General features: G+C 69.5%; 20 protein-coding genes. 5 read left to right on the top strand and 15 right to left on the bottom strand.

Features of this window, described 5'->3' with window-relative positions; all coding sequences use genetic code 11:
* Positions 1–7 precede the first annotated feature (7 nt).
* Genes I3V78_RS12485 through I3V78_RS12475 form a run of 3 tightly spaced genes read right to left on the bottom strand, consistent with a single transcriptional unit; the run spans position 8 to position 3,186 of the window.
* Entirely contained in the window at positions 8–1,207 is a 1,200-nt protein-coding gene (locus tag I3V78_RS12485) for a phospholipase D-like domain-containing protein (protein WP_204487423.1), read from the bottom strand.
* Between the two features lie 22 nt (positions 1,208–1,229).
* A complete protein-coding gene (locus I3V78_RS12480; RefSeq protein ID WP_204487420.1) occupies positions 1,230–2,366 on the bottom strand; it encodes a zinc-binding metallopeptidase family protein in 1,137 nt (378 codons plus the stop codon).
* Between the two features lie 40 nt (positions 2,367–2,406).
* Positions 2,407–3,186, bottom strand: coding sequence for a dienelactone hydrolase family protein (locus I3V78_RS12475; RefSeq protein ID WP_204487418.1), 780 nt, complete (start codon positions 3,184–3,186; stop codon positions 2,407–2,409).
* Positions 3,187–3,406: 220 nt separating this feature from the next.
* Here I3V78_RS12475 and I3V78_RS12470 point away from each other — a divergent pair, with 220 nt between their 5' ends.
* Positions 3,407–3,757, top strand: a complete 351-nt coding sequence (locus I3V78_RS12470) for a hypothetical protein (RefSeq protein WP_204487416.1) — start codon at positions 3,407–3,409, stop codon at positions 3,755–3,757.
* 59 nt (positions 3,758–3,816) lie between these two features.
* Here I3V78_RS12470 and dbpA read toward each other — a convergent pair whose 3' ends face one another.
* From dbpA to I3V78_RS12440, 6 genes are all read right to left on the bottom strand, one after another.
* Positions 3,817–5,205: an ATP-dependent RNA helicase DbpA gene (gene dbpA, locus I3V78_RS12465; RefSeq protein ID WP_204487414.1), complete on the bottom strand. Its 1,389-nt coding sequence runs from the start codon at positions 5,203–5,205 to the stop codon at positions 3,817–3,819.
* Between the two features lie 52 nt (positions 5,206–5,257).
* Entirely contained in the window at positions 5,258–6,100 is an 843-nt protein-coding gene (locus tag I3V78_RS12460) for a DUF7107 domain-containing protein (RefSeq protein ID WP_204487412.1), read from the bottom strand.
* Between the two features lie 73 nt (positions 6,101–6,173).
* Positions 6,174–7,832 (bottom strand): hypothetical protein, encoded by a 1,659-nt coding sequence (locus I3V78_RS12455; protein ID WP_204487410.1) that lies wholly within the window; start codon positions 7,830–7,832, stop codon positions 6,174–6,176.
* A gap of 21 nt (positions 7,833–7,853) precedes the next feature.
* Complete coding sequence (locus I3V78_RS12450) at positions 7,854–8,561, bottom strand: lycopene cyclase domain-containing protein (RefSeq protein WP_204487408.1); 708 nt, start codon at positions 8,559–8,561, stop codon at positions 7,854–7,856.
* Positions 8,562–8,609: 48 nt separating this feature from the next.
* Positions 8,610–9,197 (bottom strand): hypothetical protein, encoded by a 588-nt coding sequence (locus tag I3V78_RS12445; RefSeq protein ID WP_204487405.1) that lies wholly within the window; start codon positions 9,195–9,197, stop codon positions 8,610–8,612.
* 100 nt (positions 9,198–9,297) lie between these two features.
* Entirely contained in the window at positions 9,298–10,395 is a 1,098-nt protein-coding gene (locus I3V78_RS12440) for a hypothetical protein (RefSeq protein WP_204487402.1), read from the bottom strand.
* Positions 10,396–10,822: 427 nt separating this feature from the next.
* Between I3V78_RS12440 and I3V78_RS12435 the strand changes: the two genes are divergently transcribed.
* Positions 10,823–11,077 (top strand): hypothetical protein, encoded by a 255-nt coding sequence (locus tag I3V78_RS12435; RefSeq protein WP_204487400.1) that lies wholly within the window; start codon positions 10,823–10,825, stop codon positions 11,075–11,077.
* A gap of 18 nt (positions 11,078–11,095) precedes the next feature.
* Here the strand turns inward: I3V78_RS12435 and I3V78_RS12430 are convergent, their stop codons facing one another.
* A complete protein-coding gene (locus I3V78_RS12430; RefSeq protein ID WP_204487397.1) occupies positions 11,096–12,883 on the bottom strand; it encodes a CotH kinase family protein in 1,788 nt (595 codons plus the stop codon).
* Between the two features lie 204 nt (positions 12,884–13,087).
* Complete coding sequence (locus tag I3V78_RS12425; RefSeq protein WP_204487389.1) at positions 13,088–14,218, bottom strand: FAD-dependent oxidoreductase; 1,131 nt, start codon at positions 14,216–14,218, stop codon at positions 13,088–13,090.
* On the opposite strand from I3V78_RS12425, the gene I3V78_RS12420 reads away from it, so the two are divergent.
* Together I3V78_RS12420 and I3V78_RS12415 are read left to right on the top strand one after the other, a co-directional pair.
* Entirely contained in the window at positions 14,207–14,971 is a 765-nt protein-coding gene (locus I3V78_RS12420) for a TetR/AcrR family transcriptional regulator (RefSeq protein WP_204487387.1), read from the top strand. The two genes, I3V78_RS12425 and I3V78_RS12420, sit on opposite strands and share 12 nt — an antisense overlap.
* Before the next feature lie 234 nt (positions 14,972–15,205).
* Positions 15,206–19,186 carry an Ig-like domain-containing protein gene (locus I3V78_RS12415; RefSeq protein ID WP_204487384.1) on the top strand — a complete coding sequence of 1,327 codons (3,981 nt, stop codon included), beginning with the start codon at positions 15,206–15,208 and terminating at the stop codon, positions 19,184–19,186.
* On the opposite strand, the gene I3V78_RS12410 is transcribed toward I3V78_RS12415, so the two are convergent.
* The 4 genes from I3V78_RS12410 to I3V78_RS12395 form a co-directional block, all read right to left on the bottom strand.
* Positions 19,183–19,386: a hypothetical protein gene (locus I3V78_RS12410; RefSeq protein ID WP_204496966.1), complete on the bottom strand. Its 204-nt coding sequence runs from the start codon at positions 19,384–19,386 to the stop codon at positions 19,183–19,185. The genes I3V78_RS12415 and I3V78_RS12410 overlap by 4 nt on opposite strands.
* A gap of 170 nt (positions 19,387–19,556) precedes the next feature.
* Positions 19,557–19,745, bottom strand: a complete 189-nt coding sequence (locus I3V78_RS12405; protein WP_204487383.1) for a hypothetical protein — start codon at positions 19,743–19,745, stop codon at positions 19,557–19,559.
* A 144-nt stretch (positions 19,746–19,889) separates the two neighbouring features.
* Positions 19,890–20,321, bottom strand: a complete 432-nt coding sequence (locus tag I3V78_RS12400) for a MarR family winged helix-turn-helix transcriptional regulator (RefSeq protein WP_204487381.1) — start codon at positions 20,319–20,321, stop codon at positions 19,890–19,892.
* A gap of 100 nt (positions 20,322–20,421) precedes the next feature.
* The gene (locus I3V78_RS12395; protein ID WP_204487379.1) at positions 20,422–21,285 is read right to left on the bottom strand and encodes an SDR family NAD(P)-dependent oxidoreductase; all 864 of its coding nucleotides are present in this window, start codon (positions 21,283–21,285) and stop codon (positions 20,422–20,424) included.
* A 213-nt stretch (positions 21,286–21,498) separates the two neighbouring features.
* Between I3V78_RS12395 and I3V78_RS12390 the strand changes: the two genes are divergently transcribed.
* Positions 21,499–22,467 carry an alpha/beta hydrolase fold domain-containing protein gene (locus I3V78_RS12390; protein ID WP_204487377.1) on the top strand — a complete coding sequence of 323 codons (969 nt, stop codon included), beginning with the start codon at positions 21,499–21,501 and terminating at the stop codon, positions 22,465–22,467.
* Positions 22,468–22,550 lie beyond the last annotated feature (83 nt).

Here is a 22,550-nt window from a genome sequence, read left to right as displayed (position 1 = left end):
CGGGAGGCTACTCCTTGCCGTAGCGCGAGCCGTACCAGCGCTGCCCCACCTCCACGGACTTCTGGAAGTCGGAGAGGAAGGCGCGCTCGGCCTGCCGGGCGAAGGCCTTGTCGTCCACGATGAGCGCCCCCTCCTCCATCAGCCGGTAGGACAGGATGTCGAAGTTGATGGAGCCCACCATCACCAGGTGGTCATCCGCGAGGATGACCTTGGAGTGCATCATGGAGATGGGCCACTCCCACAGGCGCACGCCCGCGGTGGCCAGGTCCGGGTAGGACAGCCGCTGGGTGAGGGTGATGGCCGGCTGGTCGTTCTTGTCCCCGGGCGCGAGCACCCGCGTGTCCACGCCGGAGTGCGCCTGCTGCACCAGGAGCTCGAGCAGACTGGAGGTGGGCGTGAAGTAGGACTGGCCAATCCACAGCCGGCTGCGCGCCGCCTTGCACATGAGCAGGATGCTGCGCTCGGCGCGGGACAACTCCGGGTTGGGCGTGCTGCTCACGTAGGCGGCGCGCGCCCCGCCGGCCTTGCCCGGGGCGTGCAGGGCGGCGAAATCGGACGCGGGCAGCAAGACGCCCCCCATCTCCTGCCAGTTCTCCGCGAAGGCCTGCTGCATCTGCGCCACCACGGGCCCCTCGGCCCGCACGGCGACGTCGCGCCACTCGTTCTCGTTGCGCGCGTCCCCCAGCCACACCGTGTGCACCCCGAAGCCGCCCGTGTACCCCACCCGCCCGTCCACGATGACGAGCTTGCGGTGGTTGCGCGCCAGCGTCTCGTCCGCGGGCAGCGGCCGGAAGATGCGCACGTCACACCCCGCGCGCTCCAACTGGGGCTTGACGATCTCCAGGTCGTTGCTGCCAAAAGGGTCCAGCAACACCCGGCAGACGACGCCCTCCTTCGTGCGCTGGGCGATCTCCCGGGCCAGCGAGTCCCCCGGCTCCCCCGAGCGCCAGATGAACAGCACGATGTTGATGGAGGACTTCGCCGTGCGCACGTCCTTGGCGATGAGGTCGAAGAGCGCGCCGTTGTCGATCCACTCCACCTGGTTGCCCTCGGTGAAGGGCGTGCCGAGCGTCTGGTAGAGCGCCAGCCCGAGGCCCTCTGGATCCGCGGGGATTTCCCCCCGCAGCACGAAGTCCGAGGTGCGCGCGCCATTGGTGGCGCAGGCGGAGGACAACAACAGGGCCAGGGCCCACGGATGGATCTTCATCACCGCTCCAGGCCCCGCGGCCTCACTGCATGGCCGACAGGGCGTTCATGGCCGCCACCTTGGCGGGAAAGACGAGGGCGTGCACGAAGCGCAGCTTGCCCATGACGGCGGGCGCGAGCACGAAGGGATAGAGGTCCGGCTGCCCCATGCTCTGGTTGAGGCTGTTGACCGCGTAGGTGAGCGGCAGCCACGTCTTGAGCAGCACGTCGAAGTCCGACTGGTGGTAGGGCTCGAAGTCGATCTCCATCGTGAGCGCGGCGTCCTGGGCGCCCCGGGGCTGCACGCGCAGGCCGAACGCATGCGCCGTCTCCAGCGTGTCCACGATGTGCAGGTAGTGCGCCCACGTCTCCGCGAAGTCCTCCCAGGGGTGCGTGCTCGCGTAGCTGCTCACGAAGCGCTGCCGCCAGTCCGCGGGCGGACCGTCCGCGTAGTGCGCCTTCAGGCACTCGCCGTAGTCCTGGCGCTCGTCGCCGAACAACGTCCGGAAGGCGTCGAGCCACGGCCCGCCATTGACCAACCGGTCCCAGTAGTAGTGCCCCACCTCGTGCCGGAAGTGTCCGAGCAGCGTGCGGTAGGGCTCGGCCAGGTCGCGGCGGTGGCGCTCGCGCTCGGCGTCATCCGCCTCGGTCACGTCGATGGTGATGAGCCCCGAGGCATGGCCCGTGACGACGGGCGCCGGCTTGCCGCCCTTGCCCTTCAAGCGCGCGAGGAAGTCGAAGGCGAGCCCCCGCTCGGGCTCCTCCCCCTTGCCCACCACCGGCAGGCCCAAGCGCAAGAGGCCGTACACGAGCTGGTGCTTGGCGACCTCCAGCCGCTGCCAGCGCAGCAGGTTGTCCCCCTCGTTCAGCGGCGGAATGGTCCGGTTGAGCTGGCAGGCGCGGCAGTAGTCGTCGGGGCTGTCCGCGGGCACGAGCCAGTTGCACGCCGCGTGGGCCGCGTTGGCGCAGAACCGGGAGGTGCGCTCCGGCGCGGCCAGGGGGCTGAAGCGCCCGTCCTCCAGCGGCGTCAGGGCGCTGAGGGTCGTCAGCTCCGGCAGGTAGCCCAGCGCGTGCGCACAGCGCTCGCACCGCGTGTTGCTGAAGTACACCATCAGGCCGCATTGCTGGCAGTTGAAGATCTTCATCTCGACGAGCGGGGCGAGGGGGTGGGAGCACGACAAGAGGGGTGGACGCGGGGTCCACCCCCCCGGGCACGAGGGACTACTTGCCGAAGGCCTCGGCGAAGAAGTTGTTCATCGCCTGGAAGGCGCGCTTGGCCACCTTCGGGTTGTACTGGGCCTGACCCGGGGCATTGGCCTCGGGCTCCGAGAAGCTGTGCACGGCGCCGCCGTAGGCAACCAGCTCCCAGTCCGCCTTGGCCTTGCGCATCTCCTCCTGGAAGCCCGCCACCTCGGCGGCCGGCACGAACGGGTCATCCGCGCCGTGCAGCGCGAGCACCTTGGCCTTCACCGCGCCCTCGGTGGCCGGCATGGGCGCGTCCAGCCCGCCGTGGAAGGACACCACGCCCGCGAGGGGCGCCCCGGCGCGCGCCAGCTCCAGCACGCTCGTGCCGCCGAAGCAGAAGCCGATGGCCCCCACCTTCTTGGCGTCCAGGCCCGCCGCCTTGCCCTCGGAGCGCAGCAGCTCCAAGCCCTTGTTCACCCGGGCGCGCATGACGTTGCGATCGCCCTTCACCGCGCCCGCGGCCTGCCCCGCCTCCTGCTGGTTCTTGGGGCGCACGGCCTCGCCGTACATGTCCGTGACGAAGACGATGTACTGCTTGCCCGCCACGTCCGAGGCCATCTTGAGGCTCGCCGGCGCGATGCCCAGCCAGTTGGGCACCATCACCAGGCCCGGCCGCGCGCCCTTCACCGCGTCGTCATAGACGAGCACGCCCTCGAACTTCGTGCCGTCCACTTCGTACTTCACCGGCTTCTGCACCGGCTTGGCCGACGCCGTCAGGGCCAGCAGCCCCACCACCACTCCGAGTCCGCGCTTCATGGAAATTCTCCTCCGGGGGGAAAAAAGCGTCCGATGACTGTGCGCTGTGACACGCTTTTGCAAGCCGATTCGGTGGGATTCCGGCCCCGTCGTCATCTTCCGTTCCACCGCGCCCGCGTGCGGCGAGGCCCTCGCGGGTTGGCTGGCCAAGCGCCGCGCGGCCGTAGTATGTGCGCGCCCCATTCACGTCCATGAGGGACGAGTTGAGGAGCGGACCACCATGAAGAAGTTTGCCGGAATCGTGGCCTTCGCGGCCCTGGCGCTGACGGGTTGTGGGAGCATCTGCGACGACATGCTGGATGCGTCCGACACCTACCGGGCCAAGTACAGCCCCTGCAGCAGCTCGCTCGAGAACATCTTCGACAACGAGGCCTTCAACGTCACCCAGTGCGAGCGCACCGTCGACAAGTGCACGGACGCGGAGCAGGACGCCATCAACGACTACGCCGACTGCCTGCGCACCCTGCCCGAGTGCTCGCCGTCCACCCGCGACACCTTCAAGAACGCGGTCGAGGGCTGCAACCTGAAGATCAAGGACAAGGTGGGCAACAGCTGCCGCAGCGCCCTGTGAGCCGCGGCTGACGTGCTGAAGTCCGAGTGGGCCGGCGCCCCGGAAGAGCCTCCGGGGCGTCAGCGCACCCAGTCGACGCGCTGCTTGCGGCCCTTGATGCGCCCGTCGCGCAGCCGCTGGAGCGCCACCCGCACGAGCCCCTGGGAGACGGCGACGTAGGACAGCCGATCCTGGATCTCGATCTTCCCCACGTGGGACGCATCCAGGCCGCCCGCCTCCCCCGTCAGGGCCCCGAGGATGTCCCCCGGCCGCATCTTGTCCTTGCGCCCGGCGCCGATGCACAAGGTCTCCCAGGGCGAGGCCAGCGCGCCCCGCGCGGACGCCCCCTCGGCCGGCAGCGCCTCCACCCGCGCGCGCTCCAGCGGCGTGCCCAGCACCCGCTCCAGCTCCTCCACCCGACGCTCGTCCTTGGGCGTGAGCAGCGACAGGGCCAGACCCCGCCGACCCGCGCGGCCCGTGCGGCCGATGCGGTGCACGTAGGCCTCGGGCTGCGCGGGCAGGTCGAAGTTGACGACCGCGTCCAGCGCCTCGACGTCGATGCCCCGGCCCGCCACGTCCGTGGCGACGAGCACCCGGATGCTGTGGTTGCGAAAGCGCGCCATGACCTGGTCGCGCTCGCCCTGCTCCATGTCCCCCTGGAGCCCATCCGCGCTCACCCCCGCCTCGCGCAGCGCGCGCGAGAGCTCCGCCACCGTCACCTTGAGGTTGCAGAACACGAGCGCGGAGCCGGGCTGGTGGTGGCGCAAGAGCCGCGAGAGCAGCGCCGGTTTGTCCTCGGGCAGGCACGTGTAGGCGAGCTGCTGGATGTCCGGCGCGGCCCCCGGCGCCTCCTCCACCGTCACCCGCGTGGGCTCCTTCTGGAAGGAGCGGCTGAGCGCCTCGATGGTGTCGGGGAATGTCGCGGAGAAGAGCACGGTCTGCCGCGTGGGCGGCGTGGCGCCGAGGATGCGCTCCATGTCCTCGCGAAAGCCCATGTCGAGCATCCGGTCCGCCTCGTCCAGCACCACCGTGGCGAGCTGCCGCGTGTCCAGGGCCTCGCGCTGGAGCAGGTCCAACACGCGCCCCGGCGTGCCCACGGCCAGGTGGGCGCCCTTCTCCAGGGCCTCCAGTTGGGGACGCAGGGGCTGGCCGCCCGCGAGCACCAGCACCTGGAGGCCCGGCAGGCGCCGGCCCAGACGGCGCAACTCCCCGGCCACCTGCGCGCACAGCTCGCGCGTGGGACAGAGCACGAGCCCCTGGAGCCGCCGCCGGTCCAACCGCGTGCGGTGCAGCAGGGGCAGCGCGAACGCGGCGGTCTTGCCACTGCCCGTCTTGGCCTGGCCCACCAGATCCCGCCCCGCGAGCAGCACGGGGATGGTCTGGGCCTGGATGGGCGTGGCGCTCTGGAACTTCAGCTCCCCGAGCACCTGCAACAAGGGCGGGGAGAGGGACAACGCGGAGAAATCCATGGGGGACTCGATTCAGGAAGCACGGACTGAGGAAACGCGTCCCCCAGCCGGATCAGATCTGGCAGGCGCCTTCCACGCAGCGCTCGCCCGAGGGGCAGTCGCAGTTGACGGCGCAGGTGGCGCCGCTGCCCGGGGTGCTGGAGGGCGAGCAGTAGCCCACCTTGCACACGTGGCCGGAGGGGCACGCCGTGGTGGAAGCGCAGGGCGCGCGGCAGGAGCCATCCACGCAGTCCTGGCCCGAGGCGCACTGCGCGGCGCTCGTGCACGAGGCCGTGGGACGCGGGCGGCACAGGTTGCTCACGCACGCCTCGGTGGCCCGGCACTCCGTGTCGGACGCGCAGCCGCGCACGCACGCGTTGTTGATGCAGTAGGAGCCCGTGGCGCAATCGGTGTTGCGCACGCACCCGGGCGCCGAGCCGCCGTCCGTGGCGGGCGTGCCGGCATCACCCCGGGGGCAGGAGCCGCCATCCGTGCCGGTGCCGCCGTCCGAGGGCTTCGTGCCGCCATCCGTGCCGGTGCCGCCGTCCGAGGGCCTCGTGCCGCCATCCGTGGGCTTGCCGCCCTTCACCTGGCAGTAGTTCCCGTCGCACACGAAGCCCGCGGCGCACTGCGAATCCCGGGAGCAGGACTGGTTGCACACGCCGTTGACGCAGGTATCGCCCTTCGTGCAGTCGCTCGCGGAGCGGCACGCCTCGGCCTCGACGCTGAGCACCTCGCACTGGCCGCGCATGCAGTACTGGTCGGAGCGACAGTCCGAGTCGCTCCAACACGAGGACCCTTCCTCGTCCCAACCGGAGCCGTGACCATCGACGAAGACACATCCCGTGGCGAAGCCCACGACGAGCGCGAGCAGGGGCATCCAGCGGGACACAGGAGACGGGGCGATGTTCGACATGGGGCACTCCATGGGGCGGACCCTCACGCGCTCCGGGAGCTGGAGCACCACGCCGCCCTCGCGCGCGATTGGATCAGAGTCCGGCCCGGAACGCAGGTGAAACCGGACGGGACGCCGCTTTCTGGACGCTCGTGTCCCAGGCGGCATCGGGGCCACGGGCCGACTTGAAGTAGTCGCCCACGAACACATAGTTCTCGGGAAGCCGCAGCCGACCCGACTCGCGCAGGGCGATGTCCTCGGGACGACGGGACAGCAGGCAGGCATCCTCGTCGCAGAACAGGGGCTTGAAGCGAGTCACCACCCGCGGGAGGGCGGGATCGTCCCGCCGCAGCAGCACCAACTCCGTGCCGTAGCGCTCCAGCGTCACCAGGGGATCCACCCCGTCCACGCCCATGCGGATGTTCGTGGAGATCATCTGGCCCGAATAGGCCATGACGTGGCGGCCATCGCAGGCGATGCGCGAGTCCGGCGCCGCCCACAACAGCAACCCGCCCCAGTCGAAGTCGTTCCACAGCCGGCCCGACAGGCCATTGAGCCGCAACACGGCGATGGCGTTGGAGGGGTTGCGAAAGGGCCACTCGATGAAGCTCAACGCCTCGGGCACGCGCAGGCCCCACAGCGCCAGGAACCCCACCGCGAGCACCCCCGCGAGCTTCACCGCCAGCGCGTCGAGGCGCTCGAGCCGCAAGGACTTCATCCGCGCGAACATCGCCTCGAGCGACACCGCCACCACGGGCGCGAGCAGCAGCGGCGCCATGCGCAGGTGCCGGCTCGCCGACAGGCTCGTGCCCACCGCCAGCACGAGCAGCAGCCACAACCCCAGGCGCCGTCGGGGCAGGAAGGCGAGCGCCAGGAGCCCGGTCACCGCCAGCAACCCGAGCGCCACCTTCTCCGTGGGGACCAGGAGGTGCACGTACCAAAGGGGAATCCACTCCCGATCCAACAGCCGGGCGGGATCTCCCGACAGCCGAAGGGTTTCCAGCACGAGCCGGGGCCCATAGGGCGTCAGACACGCGGACAGCGCCGCGACCCCCGGCAACACCGTCCACTCGCTCCAGTGCGGACGCCGGGCGTCACCGCTCCAGCCCAGCCTCGCCTCGAGCATGCGCGTGACGCACAGGCCCGCGAGCAGACCCCAGCCCGCGAGGAAGCCTCCATGGAAGTTGGCGGACAGGCCCGTCAGCGGCGCGGCGAGCCACAGCGCCCAGCGTCGGCCCGAGACCCCCGCGTACACCACCAGGGCGATCAGCGCGAAGCTGACGAGCTGCGCGCGGACCAGCTCGAAGCTCATCCACATGCAGTGCACGGCGAACAGCAGCACCACCAGTTGCACCAGCGCGCTGCGGCTCACCGCGCGGATGCTCGCGGTCAGCCCCCCCACGGTGAGCGCCATCCACCCCCACTTGGCGGCGATGACGCCCCCAGCGCCCCAGCGCTCGTGCAGCCCGTACAGCAGGACGTTGAAGGCCCACTGGTACATGACGAGGGGATGGGTGGGCTCGGTGAAGGACTCCTCGTTCACGCGAGGAAAGACGCCCGTGGCCGCCAGCTTCCGGGCGAAGGCGAGCGTCCAGCCCAGGTCCGCGTTCACCGGCGTGAAGGCGTTGGACACCAGCGCGAGCCCCAGCCCCGCCCCCAGCAGCCACCACCCGGCGAGCGCGCTGGGAGCGGCGGGGACAGGCGCCTCCTCGGCGCGGGGGTCCGACCCAGAAGGGGAATCAGGAGAGGCCATGGCCACATCGGCTTACACGCTTCACGTCCTGGCGGGAAGCGCCTCGCGCGCACGGGGCACGAACCCCAGTCCGAAGGCCCAGGCGGGAAACGCCGTGGCGGCCACCCCCGCGCCAAAGCCGTACAAGAGTTCATCCCAGGGCACGCCCAGGAACCGGCCCGCGAGCAGCAGGCTCGGCCGCCACGTGCGCTCGAACACCCCGGGCACCAGCCGCGCGAACACCAGGCAGAGCACCAGATAGATGGCCACCGACACGAGCCCCCCGAGCAGCCCCGGCCCGAGCAGATCCCGGCGAACGCCCAGGAGCGCCCCGGCGCCCACGACCATGGCCCCCACCGAGGCGTACAGGATGGGCACCCGCAGGGCGTGCGCGACCCCCGCCAGCCCCAGCACGCCGCCCAGCGCGCCCACCGCCCGCCACACGGGCCGCACGCGCTGGCCTCGGGACACCACCGCCCGCCGGAACACCACCGCGTAGCCCGTGGAGGCGAACGCCGCGAGCCCCGCCACGAACAGCACGTCCTCGATGCCGAAGCCGAGGTGGTCCGCCAGGTCGAACAGGAAGCGCGGCGTCCAGTACGCCGGGTAGAAGAGCCACTCGGTCGTCGCGAACGGAAGCGCGAACAGCACCGAGCGCGCCATCAACCCGCGCAGGTCCGGCCGGGCCCAGGCGAACAGCGCCCCGGGCACGAGGAACAACACCGACAGCACGAGGAACTCGTGGGTCATGACCGGAGCGGGTTCATGACCCGTCACGAGCCCGGAGGCCAGCGGGGACTACTGGCAGAGGGGTGCCGCGGACACTTCCGTGTCCTGGAGGGACGCTCCGGCGGGACACGGCGTGGAGCAGAAATCACAGCTGGGGTAGCCGTTGAGGATGCAGAGCTGCGCGCACGACAACCCGGCCATGTTGGCGGGCCGGCAGGTCGGCGTGGGGCACACCGTATTGCAGTAGCCGCAGTCGGAGTACCCGCTGTTCATGCAGCTCTGCACGCAGGTCAACCCGCCCTGGTTCGGCGTCCGGCAGGTCGGCGGAGGACACGGGGTGTTGCAGTAGTCGCAGCTGGCGTACCCGCTGTTCATGCAACTCTGCAGGCACGTCAGCCCGCCCTGGGTTGGCGGCCGACAGGTCGGCGCGGGGCACACCGTATTGCAGTAGCCACAGTCGGAGTACCCGCTGATCACGCAGCTCTGCACGCAGGCCAGGCTGCCCTGGGTCGGCGGCCGACAGGTCGGCGCGGGTCCCACGGACGCCTGGGCCGGAGCGCACACGTCGGTCGTCGTCTCCCGGGCCTGCGCGAAGGGCAGCGCGACGATGAAGACGGCCGCACGGAGAAGATTCTCGAAACCTCGAGGCAGACGCATTCCTGGCTCCTTCCGCCCAGACGGGCGGTGCTGATGACGGCCTTGGAGCCTATCACTGGTTTTTTAGGATTTGGCGGTCTTGCTCGAATTCGGATCGTGGCTACCAGCCGACGAAGCAGTTGACGAACAGGCGGGCGATGCGGCGCGCCTCCGCCTCGTCATGCGGGTGATCGATCTGTTGGTAGAAGCCCTTCATGTTCTCCAGCCGGTGGGCGTCCTGCTCGGCCTGATGGAGCGCCTGCCAGTGGGCGAGCAAGAGCAGGCTGTAGCCGCGCTGCACGCTGTGGAGCTTCTCGATGCCAAAGCCCCAGGCCTCCGTGGTGAAGCGGAAGTAGCGCTCCGCGAAGGCATGCAGCCGCGGGGCGAACTCCTCCAGGCGGGTCAGGATGCCGGACGGGTTGCCGAGGTTCACCTGGCGCAGCATCCGCGTCACGTAGGCGGGGTAGAAGGGCGTCGGGCTCAGGGGCTTGCGCGACCATTGCGCCAGCTTCAGGTCCAGCTCGGCCACGGGGCCCTTCTCCGTGAGGGACTGCAACAACACCGTGTCGAGTTCGAGGGCATCGGGCGCGAGCGTCGCCTGCTGGGCCACCTTGCGCGTGTAGTCCTTCAGGGCGCGCTGGAGCTCGACGAACTCGCTGTCCGCGAGCTCCAGCAGCCCCGCGAGGCGTGAGAAGCGCCGGCGCAGGGGGATGGGAATCGACTCGGCGGATTTGTAGCCCAGGTCGTGTTCGATCTCGGCCCAGGCATGCTGGAGGATGGTGCGGATTTGAATCTCGAACGGCCAGTCCCACTCCGGGTGCGCCTCCAGCAGATCCGCGGGAGGGTGGCAGATGCTGTGCAGGGAGACGTAGCCGAAGCTGTGGGGATCATGCCGCCGCCGCTTGTCCTCCGAACGGCTGGAGTCCACGCGGAAGTTCGCCTTGATGAGACCGTCCACGTGGTCGACGGAGTCATCGAAGTAGGTGATGACCCGGAGCCCGATGAGGTCGGTGATGTCCTCCAGGCGCTGGTAGGTCTTGTCGGGTCGGCCCAGCTTGTGGGCGAGGCTCTTGAGGTCCTTCACCCGGTAGCTCACGGCGTGCACCTCGACCCCACCGCTCGAGAGCACGTCCTTCAAGCGCGCATGCAGGGCCTGGCCCAGCGCCTCGAAGGTGGCCTGACGGCCCAGGTAGGCCTCTAGCAACTCGTGGTTGATCATCGCCCGGTCATCTTAAAAACCGGCACCACCCGGCGCGACCGCAAGAAGCGGACCCGTGCGCGGAAACACCAGGAACCCACAGGTCGTCCGCGATGCCACAAGTGCGGGAGAGTCACGTCAGCGGCTCAAGCCCAGTGGACGCGCACGCACACTACGCGATACGTCACGCCACCAACATGACTCCAAGGAAAAGGGGGGAGTGGGCTCGCGTCTTCATCAGCGCCAGGCGCCACGGGCTCGGCAGGCTGGGGCTTGTCCTCTTCTCCGTTGAATGCGCGCGGGAGCTGGGCTCCATGCTCCCCGTGCTCCTGGCCGTGCGTGTGCTGCCTCGGGTCGCACCCACTCGAGGGAGATGGCGGAGGACGCGCCCGGCGCGGCATCTGTCCTCACGCTCAGCGGCGGACCGGAGCCGCGAGCGGAACGGAAGGTGGAGGACTCGGAGGTGCCGGAGTGGCTCATCACCCGCCAGGGAGACGCCGGGGTGGTGGCGAAGAAGATGCCTCGCCAGCGGATGAAGGGCCAGGCGGCGCCGCCATGCGAGGAGCCCAACCTGGCGCTCAGCGACGCATGCTGGGCTCGACTCGAACAGCGTCCGCCCTGCGGCGACTTCTACGAGCAGGAGGGCCGGTGCTACGTGCCCATCGTCGAGAAGAAGCGACTGCCCACGAGCGTGAAGGAATAGGTTTCCGCCCCTCCCTTCTCACCGCGCCTCGTGCCAGCCCCAGGCCTCCGCCCCATCCGGCAGGCGCCCATAGGCCTGGCCCGGGGACAGTGGCGCATGGAAGGTGAGGTCCACCACGCCCGTCATCCGCTGACCGTCGAAGAGCCCCAGCTCGCCGCCCTGCGTGGAGAGCTTGAAGGGCAGGTGCTCCGCGCCCGCCTGGGCAGCGCCATCCGCCACCAGTCGCAGCGTCCCATGCGCGGGCACCACCAGGGTCTTGGGCAGCCGGTGCTTGAACTGGCGGCTCAGGTCGTCCGTGAAGGTCATCCCGCCCAACGCCACGGGGGTGTCCTCTCGGTTGTAGAGCTCGATGTAGCCCGCCGCGCGTCCCTGGGCGTCGACCGCCGCGCCCGGAAGGATGCCAAAGGCGTTGATGACCACCCCACCCTCCCCCCGGTGCCGCTCCAAGGGGAGCTGCTGCTGGATGAAGGCCCGCCGGCGCGTGACGTACCGCTTGAGGTACTCCGGCGCATAGCGCGCCGCCGGGAGCACGACATACGGGTCCTTGGGCAGCAGGTCGCGGATGAGCGCATGCTCCTCATCGATGCGCCGGGTCGTGGCCTCCTCGGTGAAGACGGTGGCCATCAACGTCTCGATGGTGTCGAGCACCCGCGCGCGCAGGGCGGGACAATCCCAGATGCGCTGGTTCAGGACACTGAAGGGCAGGTGCGCCCCCCCGTACTTCTCCTCCTTGTACTGGTAGATGCGCTCCTGCCGCGTGTCGTAGGCGGTATAGGCGGGCAAGGGCAGCTTCACGCTCGGATCCGTGCCGACCGGCTCGTAGCGGTAGTACAGCAGCTTGCTGTTGTTCAAATCCCAGGGAACGTAGAGCCACCGGCCCTGCTTCGGATCGCGCACCAGGTAGCTGCCCGAGTCGTCGATCCCGCTGATGCTGATCAACGCGCCCACGGCGAGGTAGCGCAGGTACGCGTCCAGATCGAGGTGCTCGCGGAGGAAGGCCTCGAACTCGTGCTCGGGCGTGCGGGAGATCTTCCAGAGGAACGTGTTCAGGTCATCCCACGGCAGGTCCTCCTGGGTCTTCTTGTCCCAGGGGGACTGGTAGTGCGCCTTCGGGGTGAGCCGCATCTCGCAGTCCTTGCTGCCGCACCGGTAGATGCTCGAGTCGGAGGGCAGGCCGTGCGCCTTCAAGAAGGACTTGTCGACCTGCTCCACCAGCATGAAGACCCCCTCGAACCGGCCATTCACCGTGAGGGTGACGTAGCGCGCCCGCGGTGCGTGGGCGCCCGCCACGTGCATCAGTTCGTAGGAGAAGGCGTCCGTGAGCAGGCCCGCGTCGAGCCACTCGGCGAGGAAGTTGAGGTGACGGGCGCCATCGAGCTTCTGGCCCTCGGGCAACTCCACCTTCCAGCTCTTCTTCGGGTGGAAGAAGGCCTGATCGCCGCGCAGGCGCATCCCCACCGCGTACTCCACCCCCCGCGCCTTGAAGCGGCCGGGTGCATAGTCCTCCGAGGTGCTCGGGTCGTTGACGAGCCTCCACGTGGTCTCGTCGAAGGAGAGCTCGAAGTTCTCCACCTGCGACTGCGGTCCAGTCCAGGCAGGCGTCCAGGGTGGCGGGGGCGTGTCCTGCTCGGGCCGCGTCGGCTCGGATGGCGTGGCGGGGACGGAGGCATCGGGCCCCCTCGGCTCCGGCGCCGGGGACTCGCCTGGAGCGAGGGGAGGCGCCTCGGGTTCGCTCGAGGTGCGCTCCATTGGAGTACAGGCGCAGAACAGACACACCACCACCACCGACCACGGGATGACCTGCATGGAACGTCCCTCCTTGGATTCCTGGGGAGAATCCAAGGAGCGTGCCGAGCCCGGGGGCCCGCACGGGAGCGCCGCATGGAGCTTGAGTCCAATGAGGCGGAGAACCGGGAGTTCAAGGAGTAGAAAAAGCGTTCTTCCCGGAAAGAAGCCGAGTGGTCCCAGGCCTTGAGCAGGCGAGAAGCCGAAAGGCCCCTTGCGGAAGGCTCACGTGCCCGAGAAGAACGCCACCACCGCATGGGGGGACCGCGCGCCGAAGCACAGCTCGAGCCCGTCGGCTGAGTCCTGGGCCGACTTCGCACTGCGCGGGAACATCGCGGCTTCGTACTCCCGCACTGCCCTCTCGACCTCGCCCCCGTGCTTCACCAGCGCCTTGCCGAGCTCCGCGCCGTCGAACATCGCCAGGTTCGCGCCTTCTCCGGCGAAGGGCGACATGAGGTGCGCGGCATCGCCCAGGAGCGTGACACCGGGCGTGGGCTCCCACCGATGGCCGACGGGCAGCGCGTGGAGGTGTCGCGGCACGAGCGCGCCCTCGGCGTGCTCGACGAGCGCGCGAAGCTCCGGCGCCCAGCCCTCGAACTTCGCCAGCAGGGCCCGCCTGGCCGCGGGCACGTCGGTGAAGTCGAGGCTCGGCAACCAGGACTCCGGCGCGCGGACGGCGGCGTAGATGTGCAGGCTCCCATTGTTCTCCTTGTGCCCGAGCAAGCCCTGGTCGGGCGCCAGCGCCATGAGCGCGCCGTCGCCGACGACTCTCGCGTACTCCGGCTGCTTCACCGCCGCGTCGGGGACGTAGCACTCGACGAAGCTGATGCCCGTGTACGCCGGCTTCACGTCGGACACGAGCGGCCGGATGCGCGACCACGCGCCGTCACCGCCCACGAGCAGATCGCAGGTCACCGTGGAACCGTCGGCGAAGCGCAGCGCGTGCCGTCCGTCCCCGAGTGCCCGCGCGTCGACGAGCTTCATGCCCCAGCGGATGAGGCCCTCGGGCAGAGAGTCGAGGAGCAGCCGCCGGAGCTGACCGCGATCGACCTCCGGGCGGCCACCGGTGCCGTCGTCGACCGACGCGTGCAGCAGCACGCCGTCGCGGTCCAGGACCCGCGTGGCCTGCGCACCGGTGTGCACGAGGCGCAGGAACGCGTCGTGCAGCCCCGCCGCGCGCAGCGCCTCCTGGCCGGTGTCCTCATGGATGTCGAGCTGACCGCCCTGAGACCGCGCCGTGGGCGAGGCCTCAAGCTCGAAGAGCGTGGACGCGATGCCGTGCACGTGCAGCACCCGCGCGAGCGTGAGCCCACTCAATCCGGCCCCGACGATGGCGATACGAACATGTTCGTTCATGATGACTTCAAGCTAACGAACACGTTCGTCACGATCAAGTTCGTCAAGAACATGTTCATACCCGCTCCCGAAAACAGGTGTAATTTCGGGCACATGCAACGCAAACCCATCAGCCGGCGGGAGCGCCCGGCGAAATCACCGTTGAGCCGCGAGGCGGTGGTGAAGGCCGCGCTCACCCTCTTGAAGGAGGACGGACTGCGGAAGGTGACGATGCGCCGGATCGCCGAGGTGCTCGAGACGGGACCGGCGTCGCTCTACGTCTACGTGCGTGACACGCAAGACCTGCACGCCCAGCTGCTCGACGCGCTGCTGGCCGAACTCCCCACGCCGAAGCCCGGACCGAACTGGCGCGCGGACCTCGCGCACGTGGCGGAGGCGTTCCTCGCGGTGCTGATGCGCTATCCCGAGATCGCGCGCATGACGATGACGAACCTCGTCATGGAGCCGAACTCGATCCGGCTCCTCGACACGATCGCTGGGTTGTTGCTCGCGGGCGGCGCGGACGCGAGAGCCGCCGCGTGGGGGGTCGACATCGTGCTCGCCTACGTGGTCGCCACCGCCGTGGAGCACGCCGGACGCAACAATGACGCGGATCTCGACAGCCTCCGCCAGAGGGTGGCGACGCTCGATGCGTCCGTGCATCCCCACCTCGCGCAGCTCGGCGCCGAGCTCGTCTCCGGAGAGGGTTTGCAGCGCTTCCGCTGGGGGCTCGACGTGCTGGTGAACGGGCTGCTCCACGGCGCCAGGCCCTGAGCCCACGGGGTCAAGGCGGGCCGTCCCACCACCACGCCTCTGAATCTTGGCGCCGCCACCGGTTACGCCCGCGCGGTCCGCACATCACTCGGAGGTCCTCGGTGAAGAGGTCCCCCTCGAGGCCATCGACGTCGGGGACCAGGCGCCTCCGCACCCATACTCGGATTAATCCGATATTACTGGAATTATTCAATGTTCCAGGAAACGATGGGGGTCCTTTCCGAGAGGAAGACCATGCGACCCTTGATGACCCTGCTCGCGGCCGGACTCGTCCTCGCCGCCTGTGAACCCGCTCCCGGAGAGGAGCCGCTGTCCGGACAGGCCCGGGAGCCTGACACGGGGGTCCGGCGACAGGCCCTGGAGCCAGGAGAGGGCGCCGCGACGTTCGACACCACGTGGGCAGCGCCCGCGTGCGCGACCGTGGGCAGCCGGTGTGACTCGGTGGGCCTGCTGGTGGGACGGGGTTCCTTCGGCCCCGAGCCCCATCAGCCCAACACCGTGGGGGGCTCCTGTGCGGATGGCACGACGGGGACCGCGGGCTACATCGCGTCGCTGGATCGGCTCGTGGTCTCGCGGAGTGATGGCACCGCGTTCGCCGCGGGCAAGGAGGTCCAGGTCGAGGCCACGGTGACGACGAATGGGGCCGCCTCCAACCAGGCCCTGGATCTCTATGTCGCGGCCGACCCGGGCAACCCCTCCTGGACGTGGGTGGACACCGTGTTTCCGCCCAGTGAGATGGGAACCTTCACCCTCACGTCCCGGTACCTGATACCCGCCGGGACGCGGCACGCCCTCCGGGGTGTGTCCCGCACGAATGGCCGCGCCACCCCGCCCGTGCCCTGCCTCCAGCCCACCTACAGCACCTCCGCCTACGACCATGATGACCTCGTCATCGCGGTGGGCCAGGAGACGGACGCCACGCCGCCCTCGGTGGCCCTCACCTCACCCGTGGAGGGCGCCACGCTCGTGAACACCGTCAACGTCCACGTGACGGCGGGTGACGACTTCGGCGTGAGCCGGGTGGAGCTGTATGACGGCACCACCCTGCTGGGCAGCGCCACCCGCGCCCCCTCTGTCCTGAGCTGGGCGACCCGGACGGCGTCCAACGGGCCCCACACCCTCACCGCACGGGCGTATGACCAGGCGGGCAACGTCTCGAGCACCGCCCCGGTCCACGTCCTGGTCGACAATGATCTCGTGGCGCCACAGGTGGCGTTCGTCACGCCCGGGACGGGCGCGACCGTGAGCGGAACGGTCTCGCTCCAGGCCCAGGCCAGCGATGACCGGGGCACGGTGTACGTCTCGTTCTACGTGGATGACGTCTACATCGGGAGCACGTCCACGCCGCCCTACACCGTGAGCTGGAACTCGCGCGTGGGGGCCCCGACGGGGCCCAACGGCGTGAACAACGGGCCGCATGTCCTCAAGGTGACGGCCCACGACGCGGGCGGCAACGCCGCGCCCCCGAGCACGGTGAACGTGCTCGTGAACAACGACTACGTCGCCCCCACCACCACGATCACCTCGCACATGGACGGGGCGGTCCTCACGGGACTCGTCACCCTCGAGGCGACCGCGAGCGACAACCTGGGCATCGCGCAGGTGTCGTTCTACGCGAGGGGGGTGCTGGCCGGCATCGACACGACGCCGCCGTACTCCGTCACCTGGGACTCGGCGGAGCTGTCCAACGGAAGCCACGAGCTGTTGAGCGAGGCCCTGGACGTATCGGGCAACTCCACCCACAGCACGCGCATCACCGTGATCACGAACAACCCGGGCAGCGTGCGCTACGATCCGGTGCTGAAGGTCCCCCGGTGCGACGCCGTGGTGGCGAACTGTGACAGCCGGGATCTGCTCCGCGAGATCGGGGGCTCCGAGCGCAACTCACCCAACACGCTGGATGGCTGCGTCGATGGCAGGGATGTGGATTCGAGCCGCCGACGGGTGGACCGGATCCGGGTCATCCGGGAGGACGGCACCCTCCTGGCCGTCGGCAAGCGCGTGCGGATCGTGGCGGATGTGTGGAGCGGCTACGCCCCCGGCGACAGGCTGGACCTGTATTACATGGCGGAGGCGGCACCGGGAGGGGCGTGGACGCACCTCACCACCCTCCAGCCCGCGGGCGAGGGCGCGCAGACGCTCTCGGCGGAGTATGTCCTGCCCGCCGGCGCCTCGCAGGCGGTGCGCGCGCGCTTCCTGTCCACCGGAGACATCAGCCCCGGGACGTGCCAGACGGGCAACCGGACGGATCGCGACGACCTGGTCTTCGCGGTGGGCCAGGAGGCGGACACCGTGCCCCCGCACGGCGTCGTGCTCACCGCTCCGGCGGAGGGCGCGGCGGTGACCCGCACCGTCACGCTGACGGCCGTGGCGAGCGACAACTTCGGCGTGGCGGCCGTGGACTTCTATGACGGAGACACGCTGATCGGCACGGACACCCAGGCCCCGTTCAGCGTGAGCTGGAACAGCCGCCAGGGCCCCAACGGCGCCCGCGTGTTGACGGCCCGGGCCCGCGATCTGGCGGGCAACGCGACCCCCTCGCCGCCGGTGACGGTGACGGCCTCCAACGACCTGTCGGTGCCGGGAGTCACCCTCACCGCGCCCTCGCCCGGGGAGCGGTTGACGCGGGTGGTGGACTTCGCCGCCGAGGCCACGGACCCGGAGGGCATCACCCTCGTCGAGTTCTATTCCGGCGACCGGCTGATTGGCTCCGACGCCACCGCGCCCTACACGTGCACCTGTGACACGAAGATCACCGGCCCCTCCTGGACGGACCTGACCGCGCGGGCCTACGACGCCGCCGGCAACGTGGGCGTCTCCGCGCCGGTGCGGGTGCACGTGACGGTCGAGCTCAACCCCCCGTCCGTCTCGCTCACCGCCCCCGCGAGCGGGGCGAGGCTCGGCGGGACCGTGACGCTCTCGGCGAGTGCCTCCGATGGGTCCGGGGTGTCCCGGGTGGAGTTCCTCGTGGATGGGGTCCTGCTCGGGAGCGTTTCCTCCTCGCCCTACCACTTCTCCTGGAGCACCCGGACGGTGGCGGATGGCGCGCATGCCCTGAGCGCCCGCGCGACCGATGTCTACGGCAACACCGCCACGTCCACGGTGAGCGTGACGGTCGACAACGCGGGTCCGGCCGTGGCCATCACCTCCCCGGCCCCGGAGGCCTGGGTGAATGGCCTGGTGTCCCTCCAGGCATCCGCCACGGATGGCGCCGGGGTCTCCTCCGTCTCCTTCTATGTCGATGGGATTCTGCTGCGCACGGACTCCAGCGCGCCCTACGAGGCGAGCTGGAACAGCGCCGCCGCGGCGGACGGTGCCCACACGCTCAGCGCCCAGGCCTCCGATGCCCTGGGCAACGTCTCGAGCTCGGTCGGAGTCGTGGTGCGGACCGACAGGCTCTCGCCGGTCGCGGCGCTCACCTCGCCCTCGCCGGGCGCCTTCCTGCGCGGCATGGTCGAGCTCACGGCCAACGCCAGCGACAACCAGGGAGTGGAGCGGGTGGAGTTCTACGACGGCACGTCGCTCGTGGGCACGGACACCCAGGCGCCCTACGCGGTGAGCTGGAACACGACGGGCGGGACGGAGGGAACCCGGACCCTCACGGTGAAGGCCGTGGACCGTGCTGGCAACACGAGCACCTCCGCCGCGGTGGGGGTGACCGTGGACAACACCGCGCCCACGACCGCCCTGGCTGCTCCGGCGCAGAATGCCCGGCTCCGAGGCACGGTACTGCTCAGCGCCACCGCCAGCGACGCCCAGGGCGTGGACCGGGTCGAGTTCTACGCTGGCCCCACATTGCTGGGAACGGACACCAGCGCACCGTATGAGGTGAGCTGGGACACGACGGCCACGGTCAACGGGTCGGTGACCCTGACGACGCGGGCCTACGACGCCGCGGGCAACGTCACCGTCTCCGCTGGCGTCGCGGTCTTGGTGGACAACAGCGCGCCCACCGTGGCCATCACCTCGCCGGCCAACGGGGCCTCCCTCTTCCTGAGCGCCACCCTCCAGGCGAGCGCGAGCGACAACGTGGGCGTCACCCAGGTGGTGTTCTACGACGGCACCAAGGTCCTGGGGACGGACACCTCGGCGCCCTACAGTTACAGCTGGAACCTGCTCTCCGCGACCAAGGGCAACCACACCCTCACGGCCAAGGCGTACGACGCCGCGGGCAACGTCACCACCTCCACGGCCGTCACCGTGAAGGTGAACTAGGGCGCGGGGGCGCGAGGAGTGAGGACGAGGCCGTCGAGGACCCCGTAGGCGTAGAGGGCGGCGAAGGCGTAGGCCCCCACGAGGTAGGAGACGAGGTCCGCCGGAGAGGGCTCGGGGGTGACGGCAAGAGAGGGCGTGAGGGAGGGCGCGCGGCGCGGGGCGTTCAGCGCGGCGATACGCTCGCGGTGAACCGTGCGCACGCCTCGACAGCCTCCGTCAGAGGGGGGCGACGCTCGATGCGTCCGTGCATCCCCACCTCGCGAAGCTCGGCGCCGAGCTCGTCTCCGGAGAGGGCTTGCAGCGCTTCCGCTGGGGCTCGACGTGCTGGTGAACGGGCTGCTCCACGGCGCCAGGCCCAGAGCCCCGAGGGTCACGGCGGTCCCTGCGGCTCGCCCGCTCCCACGCGGCAGACGACCACGGAGACATCGTCTGGGAGGGCCCCCGACGGGTAGCGCACCGACTCCACCAGGCGATGGGCCGCCTCCTGGGGTGGGTGCTGAAGGGCCTCGGCGAGCCGCTCCCAGCGCACGTATTTCCAGAGGCCATCCGAGCCGAGCACGAGCTGTCCCGCGCGCCTGGCTCTCCCGCATTTTGTGTGCACGACGCGCTTGTGGCGTTCTCTGCTCGTCGGGGTGGCGGGCGTCCTTCCTCACGGAGTGGGACTGATCCACGTCAGCGGATCAAGCCCAGGTCGCTCGGTGTCTCATTCAGCGGCGGGGTGCCCCAGTGCATCCAACGTCCGACGAAGAGCCTGGATACCTTGCTCCGTGAGCTGACATGCGGCCCTGATTCTGCCGGTGATGGCCCTGACCTCGTTCCCGATTGCACGGCTCGCGTCGGTGAGGTCGATCAGCACGCGACGTTCGTCGTTCACGTCTCGGGTACGGGTTATCATGCCGGCGATTTGCAGCCTCTTCAAAATCGGCGTCATGGTACCCGTCTCCATCCCCAGCCGCTCGCACAGCTCGCCCACGCTCCGCGGAGAGCCGCTGAGCAGCTCAAGGATCACGAGATACTGCGGAAAGGTCAGCCCCAGCGGGTCGAGGAACGGCTTGTGAAGGCGCACGACCCGGTTCGCTGCCCCGTAGAGGGCGAACGAGAGCTGGGCGCCCACACCGTCCTGCTTGGTTTTCATACCTCCTCCTTCGTCGACCGCCACCTACGGAGTCCGTTGGCGCTGGCCCCGTTGTGCGCGTGCAAGTGGTTCTGCAACGAACTACACGCGCCCGTTCCCGTCATTCGAGGTCGAATCGGGGATGGGGCGGTCCATAGAACTCGCGCAGCGACTTCGGATGGAAGCCGGGAAGGTCCGTCACGCCATATCGCTCGCCGAGTTCTGCCCCGATCACCGTCTTGCCCGCCAGCGCCATCATCTCCGGATCGTCCCAGACAGCACCGATGATCCGGCCTTCGTAGCGCGGGCTTTCCATGCCCATCCCTTCGAAGACCTCCTTTTTGTCGCCGAGCATCTCCTCCCCGCGCTCGGTCCTGACGAAGCCGGGCCAGAGCGAGATCGCGGCGACGTTCCGGGGCACGAAGTCCTCGGACCAGGACGCGGCCAATTGGTCGAGCCCGGCCTTTGCGGCGTAGTAGGCCGGATCGTGGATCTTGGCGTCGCTGTAAAAAGAGATGTTGACGACGAGGCCCCGTCCGCCTGCGACCAAGAGGGGCGCAGCGTAGTAGGTCGCGACCTGGTGACAGCGCAGCCCGACGTCGATGATGTCGGCGAGCTTGATCGGCGCCTCCCAGAAGGGGCGTTTGCCCATGTCCTCGTGGAGCGAGGCGGCGTTGTTGACCAGGATGTTCAGGTGGCCGCTTTCTGCCTTCACCCGCTCAAATAGCGCCTGGATGTCGTCGTCCTTGGACATGTCGCAGGCGACCGCGATGCCGTGGCCGCCAGCGGCGGTGACCTCGGCCGCCGCCTTGTCGATCGATCCGGGCACGGGCCTGCCGCCCGCCGACACCTGGCTCATGCCCGCCGTCGTGCGCCCGACGACGTAGACAGTCGCCCCGCGCTGCCCGAGTTCCAGGGCGACGCCCTTGCCGATCCCTCTGCTGGCGCCCGTGACGACCGCCACCAGCTTGTTTGTGTCCACCATGAAAACCCTCCTTCGTTCATCCGTATAACGATTTCACGCCACTAGGAATTGCACCATATAATATTTAGCGATAATATAGCGAACGATATAATCGTCCTTGATGGAATCGCAAGCGGTCCTATTGTCGGTACCTGCCCGTCGCCAGACGGAGCGGGAAATCCACTCCCCGGGGCACCCGTACCCCACATCGCAATGCGCTAATGGAGCGCCGCCATGTCAAAACCTGTTTCGCGCCCGCCCATCGACCCCGAGTTGGAGCTGGCGCATACCGCCCTCGCCCAGCAACTGCCGTCCGGCATGACCGAGGCGATGATCCCGATGATGCGCGGGGACAGCCCGATGGATGTCACCGACGAGACGATCGCCGCTCATGGCCTCGTGCGAAAGGACCATACGATCGAGGGCTTCGAGGGCGCTCCGATCGAAGTCTCGGTGCTTGCCCGTGCCGACCACAGCGGCACCACAGCTGGCATCCTGAACGTTCACCCGGGCGGGATGGTCGCCGGCAACCGGATGACTGGCCTGCACAGCCTGCTGCCCTGGATCGTCGAGCACGACGCGGTGATGGTCACGGTGGAGCATCGGCTGGCGCCGGAGTTTCCGGCCCCGTATCTCGTCGAGGACTGCTACGCCGCTCTCGTCTGGATGGCAGGGCAGGCGGCGGAACTAGCCATAGACCCCGGCCGGATCATGATCGTCGGAGCCAGTGCCGGTGGCGGAGTGGCCGCGGGGACCGCGCTGCTCGCCCGCGACCGTAACGGTCCCCGCCTGACGGGCCAGGTCTTGATCGGCCCCATGCTCGACGACCGCGATCGCACGGCCTCTACGGAGCAATATGAGGGCATGCCGCCTTGGGACCGGGTCAGCAACCGGATGGGCTGGACAGCACTGCTCGGCGACCGCCGCAACACCGACGACGTCTCGGTTTACGCGGCGCCGGCGCGTGCCATCGACCTCGCTGGTCTCCCGCCCGCCTTCATTGAAGCCGGGTCGGCCGAGGTATTCCGTGACGAGGACGTCGCCTATGCCAGCGCGCTCTGGGCGGCTGGCGTCCAGGCGGAACTGCATGTCTGGGCGGGAGGCTTCCACGGCTTCTACGCAGTAGCTCCCGACGCCGCGATCTCCCGGGCGGCAGTTGCGACACGTGACGCATGGGTGGCCCGCCACCTGCGAAGCAGGTAGCAAAGTGGGCTTGAGCCTGCCCCAGTTTCGTGGCTCTCCCGCGCTTCATGTGCACCGTGAGCTGGGACGCCTGCCGCTCCGAC

The sequence above is a fragment of the Archangium primigenium genome (assembly GCF_016904885.1).
Lineage (GTDB): Bacteria > Myxococcota > Myxococcia > Myxococcales > Myxococcaceae > Cystobacter > Cystobacter primigenius.
This window is presented reverse-complemented; position numbering and strand designations above follow the sequence as displayed.